This window comes from Enterobacter sp. SES19 (assembly GCF_011765665.1).
Lineage (GTDB): Bacteria > Pseudomonadota > Gammaproteobacteria > Enterobacterales > Enterobacteriaceae > Enterobacter > Enterobacter pseudoroggenkampii.
Window position 1 is genome coordinate 3631324 of the sequence record NZ_CP050320.1, and the last position, 17158, is coordinate 3648481.

General features: G+C 58.2%; 15 protein-coding genes. 4 read left to right on the forward strand and 11 right to left on the reverse strand.

What is annotated here, in order from left to right; all coding sequences use genetic code 11:
* Positions 1-10: 10 nt before the first annotated feature.
* Positions 11-1201, forward strand: a complete 1191-nt coding sequence (gene hmpA / locus GXP72_RS17205) for an NO-inducible flavohemoprotein (protein WP_090420219.1) — start codon at positions 11-13, stop codon at positions 1199-1201.
* 80 nt (positions 1202-1281) lie between these two features.
* Here the strand turns inward: hmpA and glnB are convergent, their stop codons facing one another.
* From glnB to purL, 5 genes are all read right to left on the reverse strand, one after another.
* Complete coding sequence (gene glnB, locus GXP72_RS17210; protein WP_003860685.1) at positions 1282-1620, reverse strand: nitrogen regulatory protein P-II; 339 nt, start codon at positions 1618-1620, stop codon at positions 1282-1284.
* Positions 1621-1685: 65 nt separating this feature from the next.
* Positions 1686-3023, reverse strand: a complete 1338-nt coding sequence (gene glrR / locus GXP72_RS17215; RefSeq protein ID WP_090420222.1) for a two-component system response regulator GlrR — start codon at positions 3021-3023, stop codon at positions 1686-1688.
* Positions 3010-3747, reverse strand: coding sequence for a two-component system QseEF-associated lipoprotein QseG (gene qseG / locus GXP72_RS17220; protein ID WP_024908631.1), 738 nt, complete (start codon positions 3745-3747; stop codon positions 3010-3012). The genes glrR and qseG overlap by 14 nt, the downstream gene beginning before the upstream one ends.
* A gap of 1 nt (position 3748) precedes the next feature.
* A complete protein-coding gene (gene qseE / locus GXP72_RS17225; RefSeq protein WP_208763172.1) occupies positions 3749-5176 on the reverse strand; it encodes a two component system sensor histidine kinase QseE/GlrK in 1428 nt (475 codons plus the stop codon).
* Between the two features lie 531 nt (positions 5177-5707).
* Positions 5708-9595, reverse strand: a complete 3888-nt coding sequence (gene purL, locus GXP72_RS17230) for a phosphoribosylformylglycinamidine synthase (protein WP_090420225.1) — start codon at positions 9593-9595, stop codon at positions 5708-5710.
* Positions 9596-9862: 267 nt separating this feature from the next.
* Here purL and mltF point away from each other — a divergent pair, with 267 nt between their 5' ends.
* Entirely contained in the window at positions 9863-11413 is a 1551-nt protein-coding gene (mltF, locus tag GXP72_RS17235; protein ID WP_032648672.1) for a membrane-bound lytic murein transglycosylase MltF, read from the forward strand.
* On the opposite strand, the gene tadA is transcribed toward mltF, so the two are convergent.
* The 4 genes from tadA to murQ are packed head-to-tail and all read right to left on the reverse strand — an operon-like array spanning position 11301 to position 14770.
* The gene (tadA, locus tag GXP72_RS17240; RefSeq protein WP_090420227.1) at positions 11301-11840 is read right to left on the reverse strand and encodes a tRNA adenosine(34) deaminase TadA; all 540 of its coding nucleotides are present in this window, start codon (positions 11838-11840) and stop codon (positions 11301-11303) included. The two genes, mltF and tadA, sit on opposite strands and share 113 nt — an antisense overlap.
* Positions 11841-11864: 24 nt before the next feature.
* A complete protein-coding gene (gene yfhb, locus GXP72_RS17245; protein WP_061714624.1) occupies positions 11865-12500 on the reverse strand; it encodes a phosphatidylglycerophosphatase C in 636 nt (211 codons plus the stop codon).
* Positions 12501-12503: 3 nt separating this feature from the next.
* Complete coding sequence (locus GXP72_RS17250; protein ID WP_208763173.1) at positions 12504-13865, reverse strand: PTS transporter subunit EIIC; 1362 nt, start codon at positions 13863-13865, stop codon at positions 12504-12506.
* Positions 13866-13876: 11 nt separating this feature from the next.
* Positions 13877-14770, reverse strand: a complete 894-nt coding sequence (murQ, locus tag GXP72_RS17255; protein WP_208763174.1) for an N-acetylmuramic acid 6-phosphate etherase — start codon at positions 14768-14770, stop codon at positions 13877-13879.
* A 117-nt stretch (positions 14771-14887) separates the two neighbouring features.
* Between murQ and GXP72_RS17260 the strand changes: the two genes are divergently transcribed.
* Both GXP72_RS17260 and GXP72_RS17265 read left to right on the forward strand, forming a co-directional pair.
* Positions 14888-15736 (forward strand): MurR/RpiR family transcriptional regulator, encoded by an 849-nt coding sequence (locus GXP72_RS17260; protein WP_023333056.1) that lies wholly within the window; start codon positions 14888-14890, stop codon positions 15734-15736.
* Between the two features lie 46 nt (positions 15737-15782).
* Entirely contained in the window at positions 15783-16043 is a 261-nt protein-coding gene (locus tag GXP72_RS17265) for a YfhL family 4Fe-4S dicluster ferredoxin (protein ID WP_008502177.1), read from the forward strand.
* Here the strand turns inward: GXP72_RS17265 and acpS are convergent.
* Both acpS and pdxJ read right to left on the reverse strand, forming a co-directional pair.
* Entirely contained in the window at positions 16040-16420 is a 381-nt protein-coding gene (gene acpS / locus GXP72_RS17270) for a holo-ACP synthase (RefSeq protein WP_008502178.1), read from the reverse strand. The two genes, GXP72_RS17265 and acpS, sit on opposite strands and share 4 nt — an antisense overlap.
* On the reverse strand, positions 16420-17151 hold the full coding sequence (gene pdxJ, locus GXP72_RS17275; protein WP_061714621.1) for a pyridoxine 5'-phosphate synthase: 732 nt from the start codon (positions 17149-17151) through the stop codon (positions 16420-16422). Before pdxJ ends, acpS begins: the two co-directional genes overlap by 1 nt.
* Between the last annotated feature and the right edge of the window lie 7 nt (positions 17152-17158).

Genomic DNA, 17158 nt, shown 5'->3' on the forward strand with positions numbered 1-17158 from the left:
GGACGCGCTCATGCTCGACGCTCAAACCATCGCTACCGTAAAAGCCACCATTCCTCTGCTGGTGGAAACCGGCCCTAAACTCACCGCCCATTTCTACGATCGCATGTTCACGCACAACCCGGAGCTCAAAGACATTTTCAACATGAGCAACCAGCGTAACGGCGATCAGCGTGAAGCGCTGTTCAACGCCATCGCGGCCTATGCCAGCAATATTGAAAACCTGGCTGCACTGCTGCCCGCGGTGGAAAAAATCGCGCAGAAGCACACCAGCTTCCAGATCCAACCCGAGCAGTACAACATTGTGGGCGGCCACCTGCTGGCCACGCTGGACGAGATGTTTAGCCCGGGCCAGGAGGTGCTGGACGCGTGGGGTAAAGCCTACGGCGTGCTGGCAAACGTGTTTATCAACCGTGAAGCACAGATCTACAGTGAAAACGCCAGTAAGAACGGCGGCTGGGAAGGCACGCGGGCGTTCCGCATCGTCGAGAAAACCCCGCGCAGCGCATTGATTACCAGCTTTGAGTTTGAGCCGGTGGACGGACAGCCGGTGGCCGATTACCAGCCTGGCCAGTATCTGGGCGTGTGGCTGAAGCCAGAAGGCTTCCCGCATCAGGAGATCCGTCAGTATTCTCTTACCCGCAAGCCAAACGGTAAAGGCTACCGCATTGCGGTGAAGCGTGAGGACGGCGGTCAGGTTTCCAGCTGGCTGCACAACGAAGCGAACGTGGGCGACGTGGTCCATCTGGCCGCGCCGGCGGGCGACTTCTTTATGGCCGTTGACACTAATACACCGGTCACGCTGATCTCTGCGGGCGTCGGCCAAACGCCAATGCTGGCGATGCTCGATACGCTGGCGAAATCTCGCCACGGCGCGCAGGTTAACTGGTTCCATGCCGCCGAGAACGGCGATGTACACGCCTTTGCGGATGAGGTGAAAACGCTCGGGGCGTCCCTGCCGCGCTTCACCGCGCACACCTGGTATCGCCTGCCGACGGAGGCAGACCGCGCAGATGCCCGCTTTGACAGCGAAGGTCTGATGAATTTAAGCCAGATGGAAGGGGCGTTTAGCGCGCCGGACATGCAGTTCTACGTCTGTGGGCCGGTGGCGTTTATGCAGTATGCCGCTCAGCAGCTGGTTGAGCTGGGCGTGAACAAAGACAGCATTCATTACGAGTGCTTCGGCCCGCATAAGGTGCTGTAATCGCCCGGCGGCGCTTCGCTTGCGCGGGCCTACGAAGAGTTTTGTAGGCCGGGTAAGCGCGGCGCCACCCGGCAAGAACGTTAAATCGCGGCGTCGTCTTCTTCGCCGGTACGGATACGGATCACGCGCGCCACGTCAAAGACGAAGATTTTACCGTCGCCAATTTTGCCGGTTTGCGCGGTGCGGATAATGGTATCCACACAGGTATCAACGATATCGTCGCTGACCACGATTTCAATTTTCACTTTCGGCAGAAAGTCGACCATGTACTCTGCGCCACGGTAAAGCTCGGTGTGGCCCTTCTGACGACCAAAACCTTTCACTTCCGTCACGGTCATCCCGGTGATGCCGACTTCCGCCAGCGCTTCACGCACATCATCCAGTTTGAAAGGTTTAATAATCGCATCAATCTTTTTCATGGTGGGTCCTTAAACTCTTGCCTGTAAGCTGCCTCGTAATCGATTGCTCACAGTACCATACGGCATTACTCTTTAAAATCGTTTGCTTCCAGCTCGTGGCGCGACAGCAGCTTGTAGAACTCGGTGCGGTTGCGTCCGGCCATGCGCGCGGCGTGGGTCACATTGCCTTTGGTGATCTGCAATAGCTTGCGCAGATAGTTGAGCTCAAACTGATTCCGCGCTTCGGCAAACGTCGGCAGCGCCGTGTTTTCCCCTTCCAGCGCCTGCTCCACCAGCGCGTCGCTGATGACCGGTGAAGAGGTCAGCGCCACGCACTGCTCAATCACGTTGACCAGCTGACGCACGTTACCCGGCCAGCTTGCGGCCATCAGCCGCTTCATTGCATCGGTGGAAAACGCGCGCACGAATGGTTTATGGCGATCGGCCGCCTGGCGTAAAAGGTGGTTCGCCAGCAGCGGAATGTCTTCCGCACGCTCCGCCAGCGCCGGGATCTTCAGGTTCACCACGTTCAGGCGGTAGTAGAGATCTTCACGAAACTCGTTGCGGGCCATCACTTTCGGCAGATCGCGGTGGGTGGCGGAAATAATTCGCACATTAATATCAATGTCGCGGTTGCTGCCCAGCGGGCGAACTTTGCGCTCCTGCAACACGCGCAGCAGCTTAACCTGCAGCGGCGCGGGCATATCGCCAATCTCGTCCAGGAACAGCGTGCCGCCTTCCGCGGCCTGGAACAGCCCTTCCCGGCTGCTTACCGCCCCGGTGAATGCGCCGCGGGCGTGACCAAACAGTTCAGATTCGAGCAGCTGTTCCGGAAGCGCGCCGCAGTTAATGGCGATAAAGGCGTTTTTACTTCGCGGGCTGGCGTTATGGATCGCCTGCGCGAGGATCTCTTTCCCGGTGCCGCTCTGGCCGTTGATGAGCACGCTGACGTCGGACTGCGCCACCATCCTGGCCTGTTCAAGCAGACGCAGCATCACGGGGCTGCGGGTGACGATGGACTCCCGCCACGCTTCATCCCCCGCCGGGACGGCGTGTTCCAGCGCGCTGTCGATTGCCTTATACAGCGCGTCTTTATCTACCGGCTTGGTCAGGAAGCTGAATACTCCCTGCTGCGTCGCGGCAACCGCATCCGGGATCGACCCGTGCGCGGTCAGGATAATCACGGGCATCCCCGGCTGCTGTTTCTGGATCTCCGCGAACAGCTGCAGGCCATCCATTTCGTCCATCCGCAGGTCGCTTATCACCAGATCGATCTTCTCGCGGCTGAGAATTTTCAGCCCCTCGAGCCCGCTTTCCGCGGTCACGACGCTGTAACCTTCACTCACCAGACGCATGCCCAGCAGCTTTAACAGCCCGGGATCGTCATCCACCAGTAACAGATGGGCAGGTTTACGGCTCGTCATGCTTCACATCCTCTTGTTTCGGCGTATCGCTGTCCGGTGCCGCAGATGAACTCCCCGGCTGATATTTGCGCGACGAGAGCTGCCTTTCGATATCGGTCAGGTTTTCCAGCTTACGCGTTGTGGTATCGAGCTGCGTACGTAAATGTTGCTGCTGCTGACGCAGCGTATCAAGCTCGCTGTCGGTTGACTGTTGCAGCTTGCTGTAGCGGGAGCGCTCTTCAGACAGCTGAAGCTGTAATGTCTGCCCATCGCGCCAGAGCTGGTATACCGGGCGTACCTGCACGGGAAGATTGACCACGAACGTGTCCAGTCGGGTCACGTTGGCGCGCCGTTCGACGGGGGTGATTTTCGCATCAGCCAGCAAAATGCCGCGCTTGAAAGCGTCCTGCCAGGTGTCGTCATCCAGCATCGCCGCCTTGGAGCGAGCGTCTACCGGGGCCAGACGCTGGGCGCAATCTATTCCACGCAGCCAGAACAGCGGGTTGCTTTCAACGTCATGACCTGACAGGTTCCAGATATCGTCACAGCGGGTTGAGAGGAAATCGGCCAGCTGGTTATCGGGCCATTTATCTTCTTGTTTATCGCTAATTGCACTTTGTGGCGCATGGGAAACACACCCTGCCAGAAATAAACAGGGCAGGCTCAGGCGAAGCGTGTTGCGGGAAAACACCGCGCGTACGGCGCGGGAAAAGACGTGTGACATACTCACCAGACATAGATTCATTTTATTGATTTTTCCGGCTCAGGGGCAGTTCAATACGGAAGCAAACATCCGAACGTTCGTCCGTGGCAATGTTTAGCTCACCCTGCATGCGTCGTATGCAGTCCCGGGCGATGCTCAAGCCCAGACCACTGCCTTTCACCGCACCTTTCCGCTGATGACTCCCCTGGAAAAAGGGCTCGAAGATCATGGTTTTTTCGTCATCGGGGATCGGGGTGCCGGTGTTAGCGACGTCTATAAACACCCGGGAACCCTTCGTATAACTTCGGATATAAATGTTACCGGATTCAGTACCATAGTGCACCGCATTGGAATAAAGATTATCCAGCACGCTCATTAAGAGCATGGGTTCAGCGAGACAGGTCGGCGCATTCAGTTCTACACCGGTATGCATCATTTTAGCTCTTGCTGGCAAGCTATGGGCGGATATCACCATATCCACCAGCGGCTCAATCTCAACGTTTTCCAGTACGACCGCCCCGTCAGCCAGCTTGCGGTTGTAATCCAGCAGTTGCTCAATCAGCTTTTGCAGATTGCGGCTGCTGTTATCCAGGATCTCGACAATTTCTTTCTGTTCTGGCGTAAGGGGTCCTGCCACTTCGTCCGCCAGCAGCTCCGTCCCTTCGCGCATGCTGGCCAGCGGCGTTTTAAGCTCATGGGAGATATGGCGCAGGAACTGATGACGCTGTGATTCAAGCCACGCCAGGCGCTCGGACAGCCAGATAATGCGCTGGCCTACGGATCGCAGCTCGCGCGGACCTTTAAAGGTGACCGTATCTCCGAGCGATTTCCCTTCACCCAGGCGGTTGATCATCCGCTGAATGCCCTTCACCGGGCCGATGATCATGCGGGTAAAGAGCAGAACCAGCCCGAGGCTCACGAGGAACAGCACCAGCGCCTGCCAGCCGAAGAACTGGCCGCGCTCGGCAATCTCCTGCTGGAGCTGCTGGCCGCGAGAGAAAATCACCGTGCGCGTTGACTGCACCATCTCGGTGTTGGCGCTGGCAAAAGCTTCAAGACGCGCGGCGGCGGCGGCATCCGGGCCGCTGTTACTGCACTGTAGCTGCGCAAGATCGTTTAAATCCTGACGTAACGCCTGATAGAGCTTGTCGTCAGGCAATACGCCGGCGTGGGCATCCAGCATTTCGCTGTAGCGCTTGCGCTGACTCTGGTACACCTTTTCCAGCGTCCGATCGTCAAGCACGCAATACTGACGATAGCTACGTTCCATCTCCAGCGCGGCGTTGGTCATCGCTTCACTGCGTCTGGCGTCGATAAGCGTCGTGCGGTTGGTCAAAGCCGCCTGCGCGCTCAGCGCGTTCAGACTTTGCCACGCCTGCCAGGCAAGGATCAGCAGCGGCAGCAGGATCAGCAGGAAGGCCATCATGACAAGCTGTCGCAGGGAGCGGGGAAAAACGGGCCAGCGTTTCAACGCATTACTCTCTTAATGGGGGTTTACGCAGAGCGTAACTGAGTCTGCCCTTCAGATACAACAAAGCCGGGTAAAAACCCGGCTTTGTCATGGAATGAGGCGGTGCCTAACTCGACGTTTCGCCCTGGCCTGATAAAGCATCGCTATGATCAGTAGTTGGACGGCAGGCACCTTTTTGTGCGTCATTCGAAGTTTATGTAGCGCGTCCCGAAGGGGCTGACATAAGAAGGTGAATGAGCCACTGGTTAATATTATGCAACACCCGTGCCAGAACGCAAAATAAAATATTAAATCATTGAAATATATGATTTTTACTTGTTAAACCTGTTAATTATCGGTTGAATGATTTCCAGGCTAAGTGTCGCTATTAAGCAACACCTTAATGGGAACCTTTACTGCCATATATAAATCAATAAGTTAAATGTCTCCTTTTGGAGACACTCAAACCAGAGGGTTGTCGCGATTTTGCGACAGAGACAAAAAAGCCCGGTAGCGCTCGCGCTTACCGGGCCTGCAGGTGTTGCCTAAAACTTAACCCAGCTGTTTACGGGCGTTGCGGAAGATACGCATCCACGGGCTGTCCTCGCCCCAGTTTTCAGGGTGCCAGGAGTTGCTCACGGTGCGGAACACGCGTTCCGGGTGCGGCATCATGATGGTCGCACGACCGCTTTCGCTGGTCACCGCGGTAATACCGTTGGCGGAGCCGTTCGGGTTGGCCGGGTAGGTTTCCGTGACCTTGCCGAAGTTATCGACAAAGCGCAGCGCCACCAGACCTTTGCTCTCCAGCTGAGCCAGATGCGCGGCATCACGCACTTCTACCTGACCTTCGCCGTGGGAGACCGCGATTGGCATCTGTGAACCGACCATTCCCTGCAGCAGCAGAGACGGGCTTTGGGTCACTTCCACCAGGCTGAAGCGCGCTTCGAAGCGGTCAGACTGGTTACGCACAAAGCGCGGCCAGGCTTCGCTGCCCGGGATCAGCTCGCGCAGGTTGGACATCATCTGACAACCGTTACACACGCCCAGCGCCAGGGTCTGCGGACGGTGGAAGAAGGTTTCGAACTCGTCACGCACGCGGCTGTTGAACAGGATGGACTTCGCCCAGCCCTCGCCCGCGCCCAGCACGTCGCCGTAGGAGAAGCCGCCGCACGCCACCAGCGCCTGGAAATCTTCCAGACCGGTACGTCCGGCCAGCAGGTCGCTCATGTGAACGTCGATAGCGTCAAAGCCCGCGCGGTGGAAGGCAGCCGCCATCTCAACGTGGGAGTTAACGCCCTGCTCGCGCAGCACGGCCACTTTCGGACGCGCGCCGGTCGCAATGTACGGCGCGGCAATGTCTTCGTTGATGTCGAAGGAGAGCTTCACGTTCAGGCCAGGATCCTGGTCATTGGCCTTCGCGTTGTGCTCCTGATCGGCACATTCCGGGTTATCACGCAGGCGCTGCATCTGCCAGGTGGTTTCCGCCCACCACATACGCAGCGTGGTGCGGCTTTCGCTGAACACGGCGTGACCGTCTGCTTCAATGACGAAGCGGTCGCCCTGAACGGCTTTACCCAGATAGTGCACGCAGTCTGCCAGACCGTGCTTCGCCAGAATCGCTTCAACCGCGTCGCGATCTGCCGCGCGCACCTGAATCACGGCGCCCAGCTCTTCGTTAAACAGCGCCGCCAGACGGTCTTCGCCCAGCGTTGCAATGTTGGCTTCAACCCCACAGTGGCCGGTGAAGGCCATCTCTGCCAGCGTCACCAGCAGGCCGCCGTCGGAACGGTCATGGTAGGCCAGCAGCTTACGCTGCGCCACCAGCGCCTGGATGGCGTCGTAGAAGCCTTTCAGCTGCGCCACGTCGCGCACGTCGGCTGGCTTGTCGCCGAGCTGACGGTAAACCTGCGCCAGAGCGGTGGCACCCAGCGCGTTGTTGCCTTTACCCAGGTCAATCAGCAGCAGGGCGTTGTCTTCGGTGGAAAGCTGCGGCGTAACGGTATGACGCACGTCTTCCACGCGGGCAAACGCGGTAATCACCAGCGACAGCGGAGAGGTCATCTCGCGCTGCTCGCTGCCTTCCTGCCAGCGGGTTTTCATCGACATGGAGTCTTTACCCACCGGAATGGTCAGGCCGAGAGCAGGACACAGCTCCTCGCCCACCGCCTTCACGGCTTCATACAGGCCTGCATCTTCGCCAGGGTGACCGGCAGCGGCCATCCAGTTTGCGGAGAGTTTGATACGTTTGATGTCGCCAATCTGCGTCGCGGCGATGTTGGTCAGCGCTTCACCGACCGCCAGACGGGCAGAGGCCGCGAAGTCCAGCAGCGCCACCGGGGTGCGTTCGCCCAGCGCCATCGCTTCGCCGTAGTAGCTGTCGAGGCTCGCGGTGGTCACGGCGCAGTTCGCCACAGGGATCTGCCACGGGCCAACCATCTGATCGCGCGATACCATACCGGTCACGGTACGGTCGCCGATGGTCACCAGGAAGGTTTTCTCAGCAACAGCAGGCAGGTGCAGCACGCGATTAACGGCTTCAGCTACGGTAATGCCCTGGCGATCCAGCGCTTTGCCCGCCGCTTTACGGGTTGTTACGTCGCGGGTCATCTTCGGCGTTTTACCGAGCAGAACGTCGAGCGGCAGATCGATAGGCTGGTTGTCGAAATGGGTGTCGCTCAGAGTCAGGTGCTGCTCTTCGGTCGCTTCACCGATGACGGCATACGGCGCGCGCTCGCGGCGGCACAGCTCGTCAAACAGCGGAAGCTGGTCCGCGGCAACCGCCAGCACGTAGCGCTCCTGGGATTCGTTACACCAGATTTCCAGCGGGCTCATGCCCGGCTCATCGCTCAGGATATCGCGCAGGTTGAAACGACCACCGCGGCCGCCGTCGCTCACCAGCTCCGGCATGGCGTTGGACAGACCGCCCGCCCCCACGTCGTGGATAAAGAGAATCGGGTTAGCGTCGCCCAGCTGCCAGCAGCGGTCGATCACTTCCTGGCAGCGACGCTCCATCTCAGGGTTGTCACGCTGCACGGAGGCGAAATCGAGATCCGCGTCAGACTGGCCGGAGGCCATAGAAGAGGCCGCTCCGCCGCCCAGACCGATGTTCATCGCCGGGCCGCCGAGCACGATCAGCTTCGCGCCGACGACGATCTCGCCTTTCTGCACGTGATCGGCACGGATGTTGCCGATCCCGCCCGCCAGCATGATCGGTTTGTGGTAGCCGCGCAGCTCTTCGCCGTTGTGGCTGTCCACTTTCTCTTCATAGGTACGGAAGTAACCGTTCAGCGCCGGACGACCAAATTCGTTGTTAAACGCCGCGCCGCCCAGCGGGCCTTCGATCATGATATCCAGCGCGGTCACAATGCGCTCTGGCTTGCCGAAATCTTCTTCCCACGGCTGTTCAAAGCCCGGGATACGCAGGTTGGAGACGGAGAAACCGACCAGACCCGCTTTTGGTTTTGCACCACGACCGGTCGCCCCTTCGTCACGGATTTCACCGCCGGAGCCGGTCGCCGCACCCGGCCACGGGGAGATCGCCGTCGGGTGGTTGTGGGTTTCCACTTTCATCAGGATATGCGCGGGCTCCTGATGGAAGTCATAGCGCCCTGCTTCGCGATCGGCGAAGAAGCGGCCCACCTCGGAACCTTCCATCACCGCGGCGTTGTCTTTATAGGCAGACAGCACGTGGTCAGGGGTTTGCTCCATGGTGTTTTTGATCATTTTGAACAGCGACTTTGGCTGCTGTTCGCCGTCAATAATCCAGTCGGCGTTGAAAATCTTGTGGCGGCAGTGCTCAGAGTTCGCCTGCGCGAACATGTAGAGTTCGATGTCGTTCGGGTTACGGTTGAGCTTAACGAACGCATCCTGCAGGTAGTCGATTTCGTCTTCTGCCAGCGCCAGGCCGAGACGCAGGTTGGCGTCAATCAGCGCCTGACGGCCCTGCCCCAGCAGGTCTACGCTCTGTACCGGCGCAGGCTGATGGTGAGAGAAAAGCTTCTGCGCGTCATCGAGAGAGGCAAATACGCTCTCCATCATGCGGTCGTGCAGTTCAGCCGCAACCGCCTGCCACTGTGCTTCGCTCAGGGTAGAGGCTTCCACGTAGTACGCCACGCCGCGTTCCAGACGGTTAATCTGGCTCAGGCCACAGTTGTGGGCGATGTCGGTGGCTTTGGAAGACCAGGGGGAGATGGTGCCCGGACGAGGCGTCGCAAGGATCAGTTTGCCGGTTGGCGTATGGCTGCTCAGGCTTGGGCCATACTTGAGCAGGCGTTCCAGCTGTACGCGCTCCTCTGCATTCAGGGGGGCATTCAGGTCAGCAAAATGGACATACTCAGCGTAAATATTGCTTACCGGAAGGTCGGCCGCCTGAAAACGTGCCAGCAGTTTAGTGATACGGAAGGCAGACAGTGCAGGCGAACCACGCAGAATTTCCATCATAAGTCTCTCGTCTTCGAAGCGCCGGGGCGCTTACAGTGTGCGCAAGGGGGGAAAACGGGCGTCATTATAGAGAATCCTGAGCGCCGACGAAACCGTTTGCGTCGAAATAAAATTTGCACAGAGATTTAACAATAGATGTGACCAGTCTCTCTAATTGGTTGCCAAGTGGCGCAAGTTTACGCAAAATGCCGCTCATTCAATGGCAAACCTTATGATTAACATGGCTACAGCAGACTGAGGCAACCGGCGTCGCAGAGAATTAACTAATTGAAAAAATTAAAGATTAATTATCTGCTCATCGGCATTGTAACGTTGCTGCTGGCAGTGGCCCTCTGGCCTTCCATCCCCTGGTTCGGCAAAGCCGAAAACCGTATCGCCGCCATTCAGGAGCGGGGGGAATTGCGCGTCAGTACCCTCAACTCTCCGCTGATTTACAGCGACATCAACGGTAAAATCATTGGTCTGGATTACGAGCTGGCACAACAGTTCGCCGATTATCTTGGCGTGAAGCTTAAAATCACCGTCCGCCAGAATATCAACCAGCTGTTTGACGACCTCGATAACGACGATGCCGATATGCTTGCCGCCGGGCTGGTGTATAATAGCGAGCGCAGCAAAAACTACCAGCCAGGCCCGACCTACTACTCCGTTTCGCAGCAGCTGGTTTACCGCGTCGGGGGCCTGCGCCCGCGTTCGCTGGCCTCGATTGACGATCGGCAGTTGACGATTGCGCCTGGCCACGTGGTGATTGACGATCTGCGTGAGCTCAAGGAGAAGAAATATCCCGACCTGAGCTGGACGGTGGATCCGAAACTCGGCACGACGGAGCTGCTGGAGCAGGTAAAAGACCAGAAAGTGCCCTACACCATCGCCGATTCGGTCGCGATCAGCCTGTTCCAGCGGGTGCATCCTGAAATCGCCGTGGCGCTGGACGTCACCGACGAGCAGCCCGTGACCTGGTTTAGCCAGCTTGATGACGATCAGACCTTCTCTGCCGCGATGCTTGATTTCTTCAACACCATCAATGAAGACGGTACTCTGGCACGTCTGGAGGAGAAGTACCTCGGTCACGGTGACGACTTTGACTACGTTGACACCCGCAGCTTCCTGCGCGCGGTAGACAGCGTCCTGCCAGATCTGCAGCCGCTGTTCGAAAAATACGCCCAGGAGATTGACTGGAAACTGCTGGCGGCTATTTCGTATCAGGAATCCCACTGGGATACCCAGGCCACGTCGCCCACGGGCGTACGTGGTTTGATGATGTTAACCAAAAATACCGCGCTGAGCCTGGGCGTCAATGACCGTACCGATGCGGAACAGAGCATCAGCGGCGGCGCGCGCTATCTGCAGGATATGATGGCCAAAGTCCCGGAAACGGTGCCGGAAGAGGAGCGGATCTGGTTTGCGCTGGCGGCCTACAATATGGGCTATGCGCATATGCTGGATGCGCGGGCGCTGACGGCCAAAACGAAAGGCAACCCGGACAGCTGGTCAGACGTAAAGCAGCGGCTGCCGCTGCTGAGCCAGAAGCCATGGTATAACAAGCTGACATACGGCTACGCGCGCGGACATGAAGCCTACGCCTACGTGGAAAATATCCGTAAATATCAGATTAGCCTGGTCGGGTATCTGCTGGAGAAAGAGAAAGAGGCAACGGAGGCCAAACAGCTGGCTCAAAGTTACCCGGTCGTGGCGCCGGACGAGCTTAATCGTCCGACAGCTTCAATTCTGCCTTTTGCTGCTTTTTCTGCTGACGGCGCATTCGAAAGAAATCGCTTAATAGCTCCGAACACTCTGGTGCAAGCACCCCGCCGATAGTCTTCACCTGGTGGTTCATCCCCGGGTGACCCAGCACGTCCATCAGCGAACCGGCCGCACCGGTTTTTTCATCCCGCGCACCGAAGACCAGAGTCCCGATCCGGCTGTGCACCATCGCGCCGGAGCACATCACGCACGGCTCCAGCGTCACATACAACGTAGTATCAAGCAGGCGATAGTTTTGCAGCACCAGACCGCCCTGGCGAAGCGCCATGATTTCGGCATGTGCAGTAGGATCGTGGCGGCCAATCGGACGGTTCCACCCTTCACCAATCACCTGGTTATTGTGGACCAGCACGGCACCTACGGGCACTTCGCCCTCGTCCCAGGCACGCTGAGCCAGCGTCAGCGCATGGCGCATCCAGTATTCATGGTCTAGTTCAGGGTTGGACAACGGTTGATACTCCAGTCGAAAAGCGGGCGGCATTATACACGCCCATTATGGATAAGACTATTCGAGTTGCTGGAGTTCACCTGATGGCGTAACGCGCCAGCGATGCTGGCAGAAATAGAGCAGCGGGTTGTCCTGTTTACTGTCGCTGTAGCCGCTGTACAGGCGCAGCGGCGTACCGATGCGTTTCTCCAGCTGGACCACTTTTTCATGCCCCAGGCAGCGCAGTGTCAGCACCCAACCGCCGTAACCGCGGGCAATTTGCGTGGCAATAAGATTCACGCGCGGAAGCCAGGGGGTATCAAAATAGACCTGCTCCACCAGCGTCTGCGGGGAACCGGTAATCAGCCAGATGTCGGCATCGTTCGCGTCGAGGTAGCCAGTCAGGCGCGCCTGCACCACCGGAAAGGCGGCGACGTGGCCACGGAACCAGTGCGCAAAATCCTTTTCGAGCTGTTTGAGGCGCACTTCGCTGTGCCCAAAGGTACATCCCCACAGCAGCAGACTCATCGGCCATCGCGCCGCACGGCCTTTCACCAGCAGCGCGATACCGATAACCGGTAAGAGCGGTAGCACGAGCAACGCATTCAGGGGCTGACGCCGCAGCAGGTAACGCATAAACGTACCAAACATATCCTGCTGATGCAGCGTTCCATCCAGGTCGAAAAAGACAACGCGACGCGCGTGATTTGCCAAACCTTACTCCTCTGGATCGTTGAAACCTAACAGCCAGGTAAACAGGAACCCGGCGATCACCGCTACTAAATAGCCTAACAGATAGAGCATCACTTTTCCGGTCACGATGGTTAATGCCAGCGGTAAACCGGAAAGCCCAAAGGTGATCACGGTGGCGACCTTCCAGTAGCTAATAAGCGCCCCGCCTACCGCGCCGCCCAGACAGGCGGCGAGGAACGGTTTACCCAGCGGCAGCGTAACGCCGAAAATCAGCGGCTCGCCAATGCCGAGCAGTCCAACCGGGAGTGCGCCTTTAATCACTTTCTTCAGTCGCGCGTTGCGGGTTTTCATCAGTACGGCAATCGCCGCGCCGACCTGCCCCACGCCCGCCATCGACAGGATAGGCAACAGCGCGTTATAGCCGTGCGACTGCACCAGCTCGACGTGGATCGGCACCAGCCCCTGGTGCAGGCCCGTCAGCACCAGGGGCAGGAAGGTACCCGACAGCACCGCCCCCACTAACAGGCCGCCGCGATCAATCGCCAGCGACGCGCCGTGGGCGATGGCTTCAGAGATCCACCCGCCTAACGGCTGGAGGGCCACAATCGCTACGCTACCGGTAATCAGCGTGGTCAGCAGCGGGTTGAGGATAAGCTCAATCGAGCCAGGCAGGATCGCGCGAAGCCTTTTCTCGATCCAGCACATCAGGATGACCACCAGCAGCACGGCGATCACCCCGCCGCGCCCCGGCTGGAGCGCCTCACCAAACAGCGAGATCTGCGCCAGCTGCGGGCTGGACAAGATGCCCGCCATCACGCCGCCCATGGCCAGCGATCCGCCAAACACCTTCGCGGTATTCACCCCGACGAGAATGTTCATGATGGCGAAAACAGCGCTGCCGAAGATCCCCAGAATCCCCAGCAGGTTCGGATACTGCGTGGCGAAATCCCCCACAATATCCGGCCGCTTGAGAATATTGATGATCCCGGTGATCAGGCCTGAGGCAATAAACGCCGGGATCAGCGGAATGAAGACGTTTGCCAGCTGACGCAGCGCATCGCTCATCGGGGCTTTGTATTTGGCCTTTGCCTGCGCTTTGGTGCGCTCCGCATCGTCAATCGACACGCTCGCGCTAACGCCCATCAGCGCTCGCATGGCATCGACAACCTGCGCCGCTTTCCCCGGCCCGACGATCAGCTGATGCTGCTGGCCCTGTTTCACGTAGCCGCTGACGCCGGACAGTTGCTTCAGGCGCGGCACGTCAAGCTGGTCGTCGTTATGCACCTCGACGCGCACGCGCGTCATGCAGTTTTCGAGACGCTGAATATTTTTTTCCCCACCGATCCCCTGCAGGATACCGCTGGCGAGCGCTGCTGTTTTGTCCATACACGCCTCTGTTAGTTTTCTAATGCCGCCCGTAAGAAGCCGTTATGCGCATCGAGTTTGGCTCTGGCGCTTGCCGCATCCAGCCCGCTTAAGATCATCAGAATGGCCGGTTTAACATCGTGATCGGTCTGCTTGAGTACCGCTTCTGACTCTTCACGTCCTGCGCCCGTCGCCTCCATCACCATGCGGCAGGCTCTGTCCACCAGCTTGACGTTGGTGGCCTGCATATCCACCATCAGGTTCTGATACACCTTTCCGAACTTCACCATCGCTCCGGTGGAGATCATATTGAGCACCAGCTTTTGCGCGGTCCCGGATTTCAGGCGCGTGGAGCCGGTGAGCGCTTCCGGCCCAACCACCGGAGAGATAGCGATAGCGGCCACCTGTGCAATCGGTGATCCTGGGTTACAGGAGATGGCGACCGTCGTGCAACCGGTCTGGTTAGCGTATTCCAGCCCGCCAATGACGTACGGCGTGCGCCCGGATGCTGCCAGCCCAACCACCAGATCCTTTGCCGTCAGATTCAGCGCCTTCAGGTCATCCTCGCCCAGCTGTTTGTTATCTTCCGCCCCTTCAACGGCTTTCAGCAGCGCACCGGGTCCACCGGCAATCAGCCCAACCACCAGACCATGCGGCACCCCAAAGGTTGGCGGGCATTCTGACGCGTCCAGGACCCCAAGACGCCCGCTGGTGCCCGCGCCCATGTAAATAATGCGTCCACCGGCCTTGAGGGATTTCGCCGCCGCATCGACCGCTTTCGCCACCTCGGGTAATGTCTCTTTCACAGCCTGCGCGACCAGCGTATCCTGTTGATTAAAGCGGTGAACCAGCTCCAGGGTGGAGAGCGCATCCAGATCCATGGTTTGCGGGTTACGCGTTTCAGAAACAAGTGAGCCAAGATTCATTTTTGTACCTCAAGAATTTTTAATTCATAATAATCACACTATAATGGAATATAAAATTCATTCAGGCGAGCAAAATCCGTATTTGCGCAGATAATCACATTTTCGCCAGGAGACCGTATGAACTGTTTAATTCGCATTCGCCAGCGCTACGCAGGCTTTGCCCAAAGCGACAAGAAGCTGGCGGATTTTCTGCTTTCTCAACCCGATCGCGCGCGCCATCTCAGCTCGCAGCAGCTGGCGAGTGAGGCCGGCGTGAGCCAGTCCAGCGTAGTGAAATTTGCGCAGAAGATTGGCTTTAAAGGGTTCCCCGCCCTCAAGCTGGCGATCAGTGAAGCGCTGGTCAGTAACCCCAACCCGCAGTCCATGCCGGTGCATAATCAGATTCGCGGCGATGACCCGATGCGGCTGGTCGGCGAAAAGCTGATCAAAGAGAACGTGGCGGCCATGCATGCGACGCTCGATGTGAATACGGAAGAGAAGCTGCTGGAGAGCGTTGCGATGCTGCGCGGCGCGCGGCGGATCATTCTGACCGGCATCGGCGCGTCCGGGCTTGTGGCGCGTAACTTTGGCTGGAAGCTGACAAAAATTGGGCTTAACGCCATCGTCGAGCAGGATATGCATGCCCTGTTGGCGACCGTACAGGCGATGGATCCTGACGATCTGCTGCTGGCGATCTCCTATTCCGGCGAGCGCCGCGAGATCAACATGGCCACCGATGAAGCGCTGCGCGTCGGCGGTAAAATTCTGGCGATCACCGGTTTTACGCCGAATGCCCTGCAGCAGCGGGCCACGCGCTGTTTATATACCATTGCCGAGGAGCAGGCCACGCGCAGCGCGGCTATCTCGTCCACCAGCGCACAAATGATGCTGACGGACCTGCTGTTTATGGCGCTGGTGCAGCAGGATCTGGAGCGTGCGCCAGAACGTATTCGCCACAGCGAAGAACTGGTAAAGAAACTGGTTTGACGCGTATAATGCCCGCCCAGTTTGTGTTGTTTCTGAGAATTTCCTGATGGCGCTGTTAATTACCAAAAAATGCATTAATTGCGATATGTGCGAGCCCGAATGCCCAAACCAGGCGATTTCGATGGGCGACAGCATTTATGAGATTAACAGCGACCGCTGCACGGAATGCATCGGCCACTATGAAACGCCGACCTGTCAAAAAGTGTGCCCGATCCCGAATACCATCCTGAAGGATCCGGCACACGTCGAGAGCGAAGAACAGCTGTGGGATAAATTTGTCCTGATGCACCACGCGGACAAGCTTTAACTTTCGATGATCACCGTCGCGCTGGCATAGTGGCGTTCATCGGCGATCGTCACGTGCACGTGATTCACCCCCAGCTTTTCTGCCAGCTTTTGCGCCTCACCCCATAAACGCAGGCTTGGCTTACCCAGCTCATCGTTAAACACTTCAAACTGGTTGAACGCCAGACCGTTACGAATGCCGGTTCCGAAGGCTTTAGCGGCCGCCTCTTTTACCGCAAAGCGCTTTGCCAGAAAGCGCACCGGCTGCTGATGCGCTTCCCAGATGGCCCATTCGTTATCGCTCAGCACGCGTCTCGCCAGGCGATCGCCGCTACGGGCGATCACCGCTTCTATGCGGGCTATTTCAACGATATCGGTGCCTAAGCCCAGAATGGCCATTACTGACGCGCTTCCTGCATCAGGCGTTTCATTTCTGAAACCGCCTCTTTCAGGCCGCTCATCACCGCGCGGCCAATGATGGCGTGGCCGATGTTCAGCTCGTGCATTTCAGGCAGGGCGGCAATGGCTTTCACGTTGTGGTAGGTCAGGCCGTGACCGGCGTTAACCTTCAGCCCCAGGCTCGCCGCGTAGGTGGCCGCTTTAGCAATACGCTCCAGCTCTTTGGCCTGCTCGGCATCGTTTTTGGCATCGGCATAGCAGCCGGTGTGGATTTCGATATACGGCGCGCCCACGTCGGCTGCCGCTTTAATCTGGGTGAAATCGGCGTCAATAAACAGCGAAACCAGGATACCGGCATCCGCCAGGCGCTTGCAGGCATCGCGCATTTTGTCGAGCTGACCGGCCACATCCAGCCCGCCTTCGGTCGTGACTTCCTGGCGTTTTTCCGGCACCAGGCAGCAGAAATGCGGTTGGGTCTCGCAGGCGATGGCCAGCATCTCTTCGGTGACCGCCATCTCAAGATTCATACGGGTGTCCAGCGTCTGACGCAGAATGCGCACGTCGCGGTCAGTGATGTGGCGACGGTCTTCACGCAGGTGAACGGTAATGCCGTCGGCGCCAGCCTGTTCAGCGATGAACGCCGCCTGAACCGGATCGGGATACGCCGTACCGCGCGCATTACGCAGCGTGGCGATGTGATCGATATTGACGCCTAACAGTAATTCAGCCATGACAATC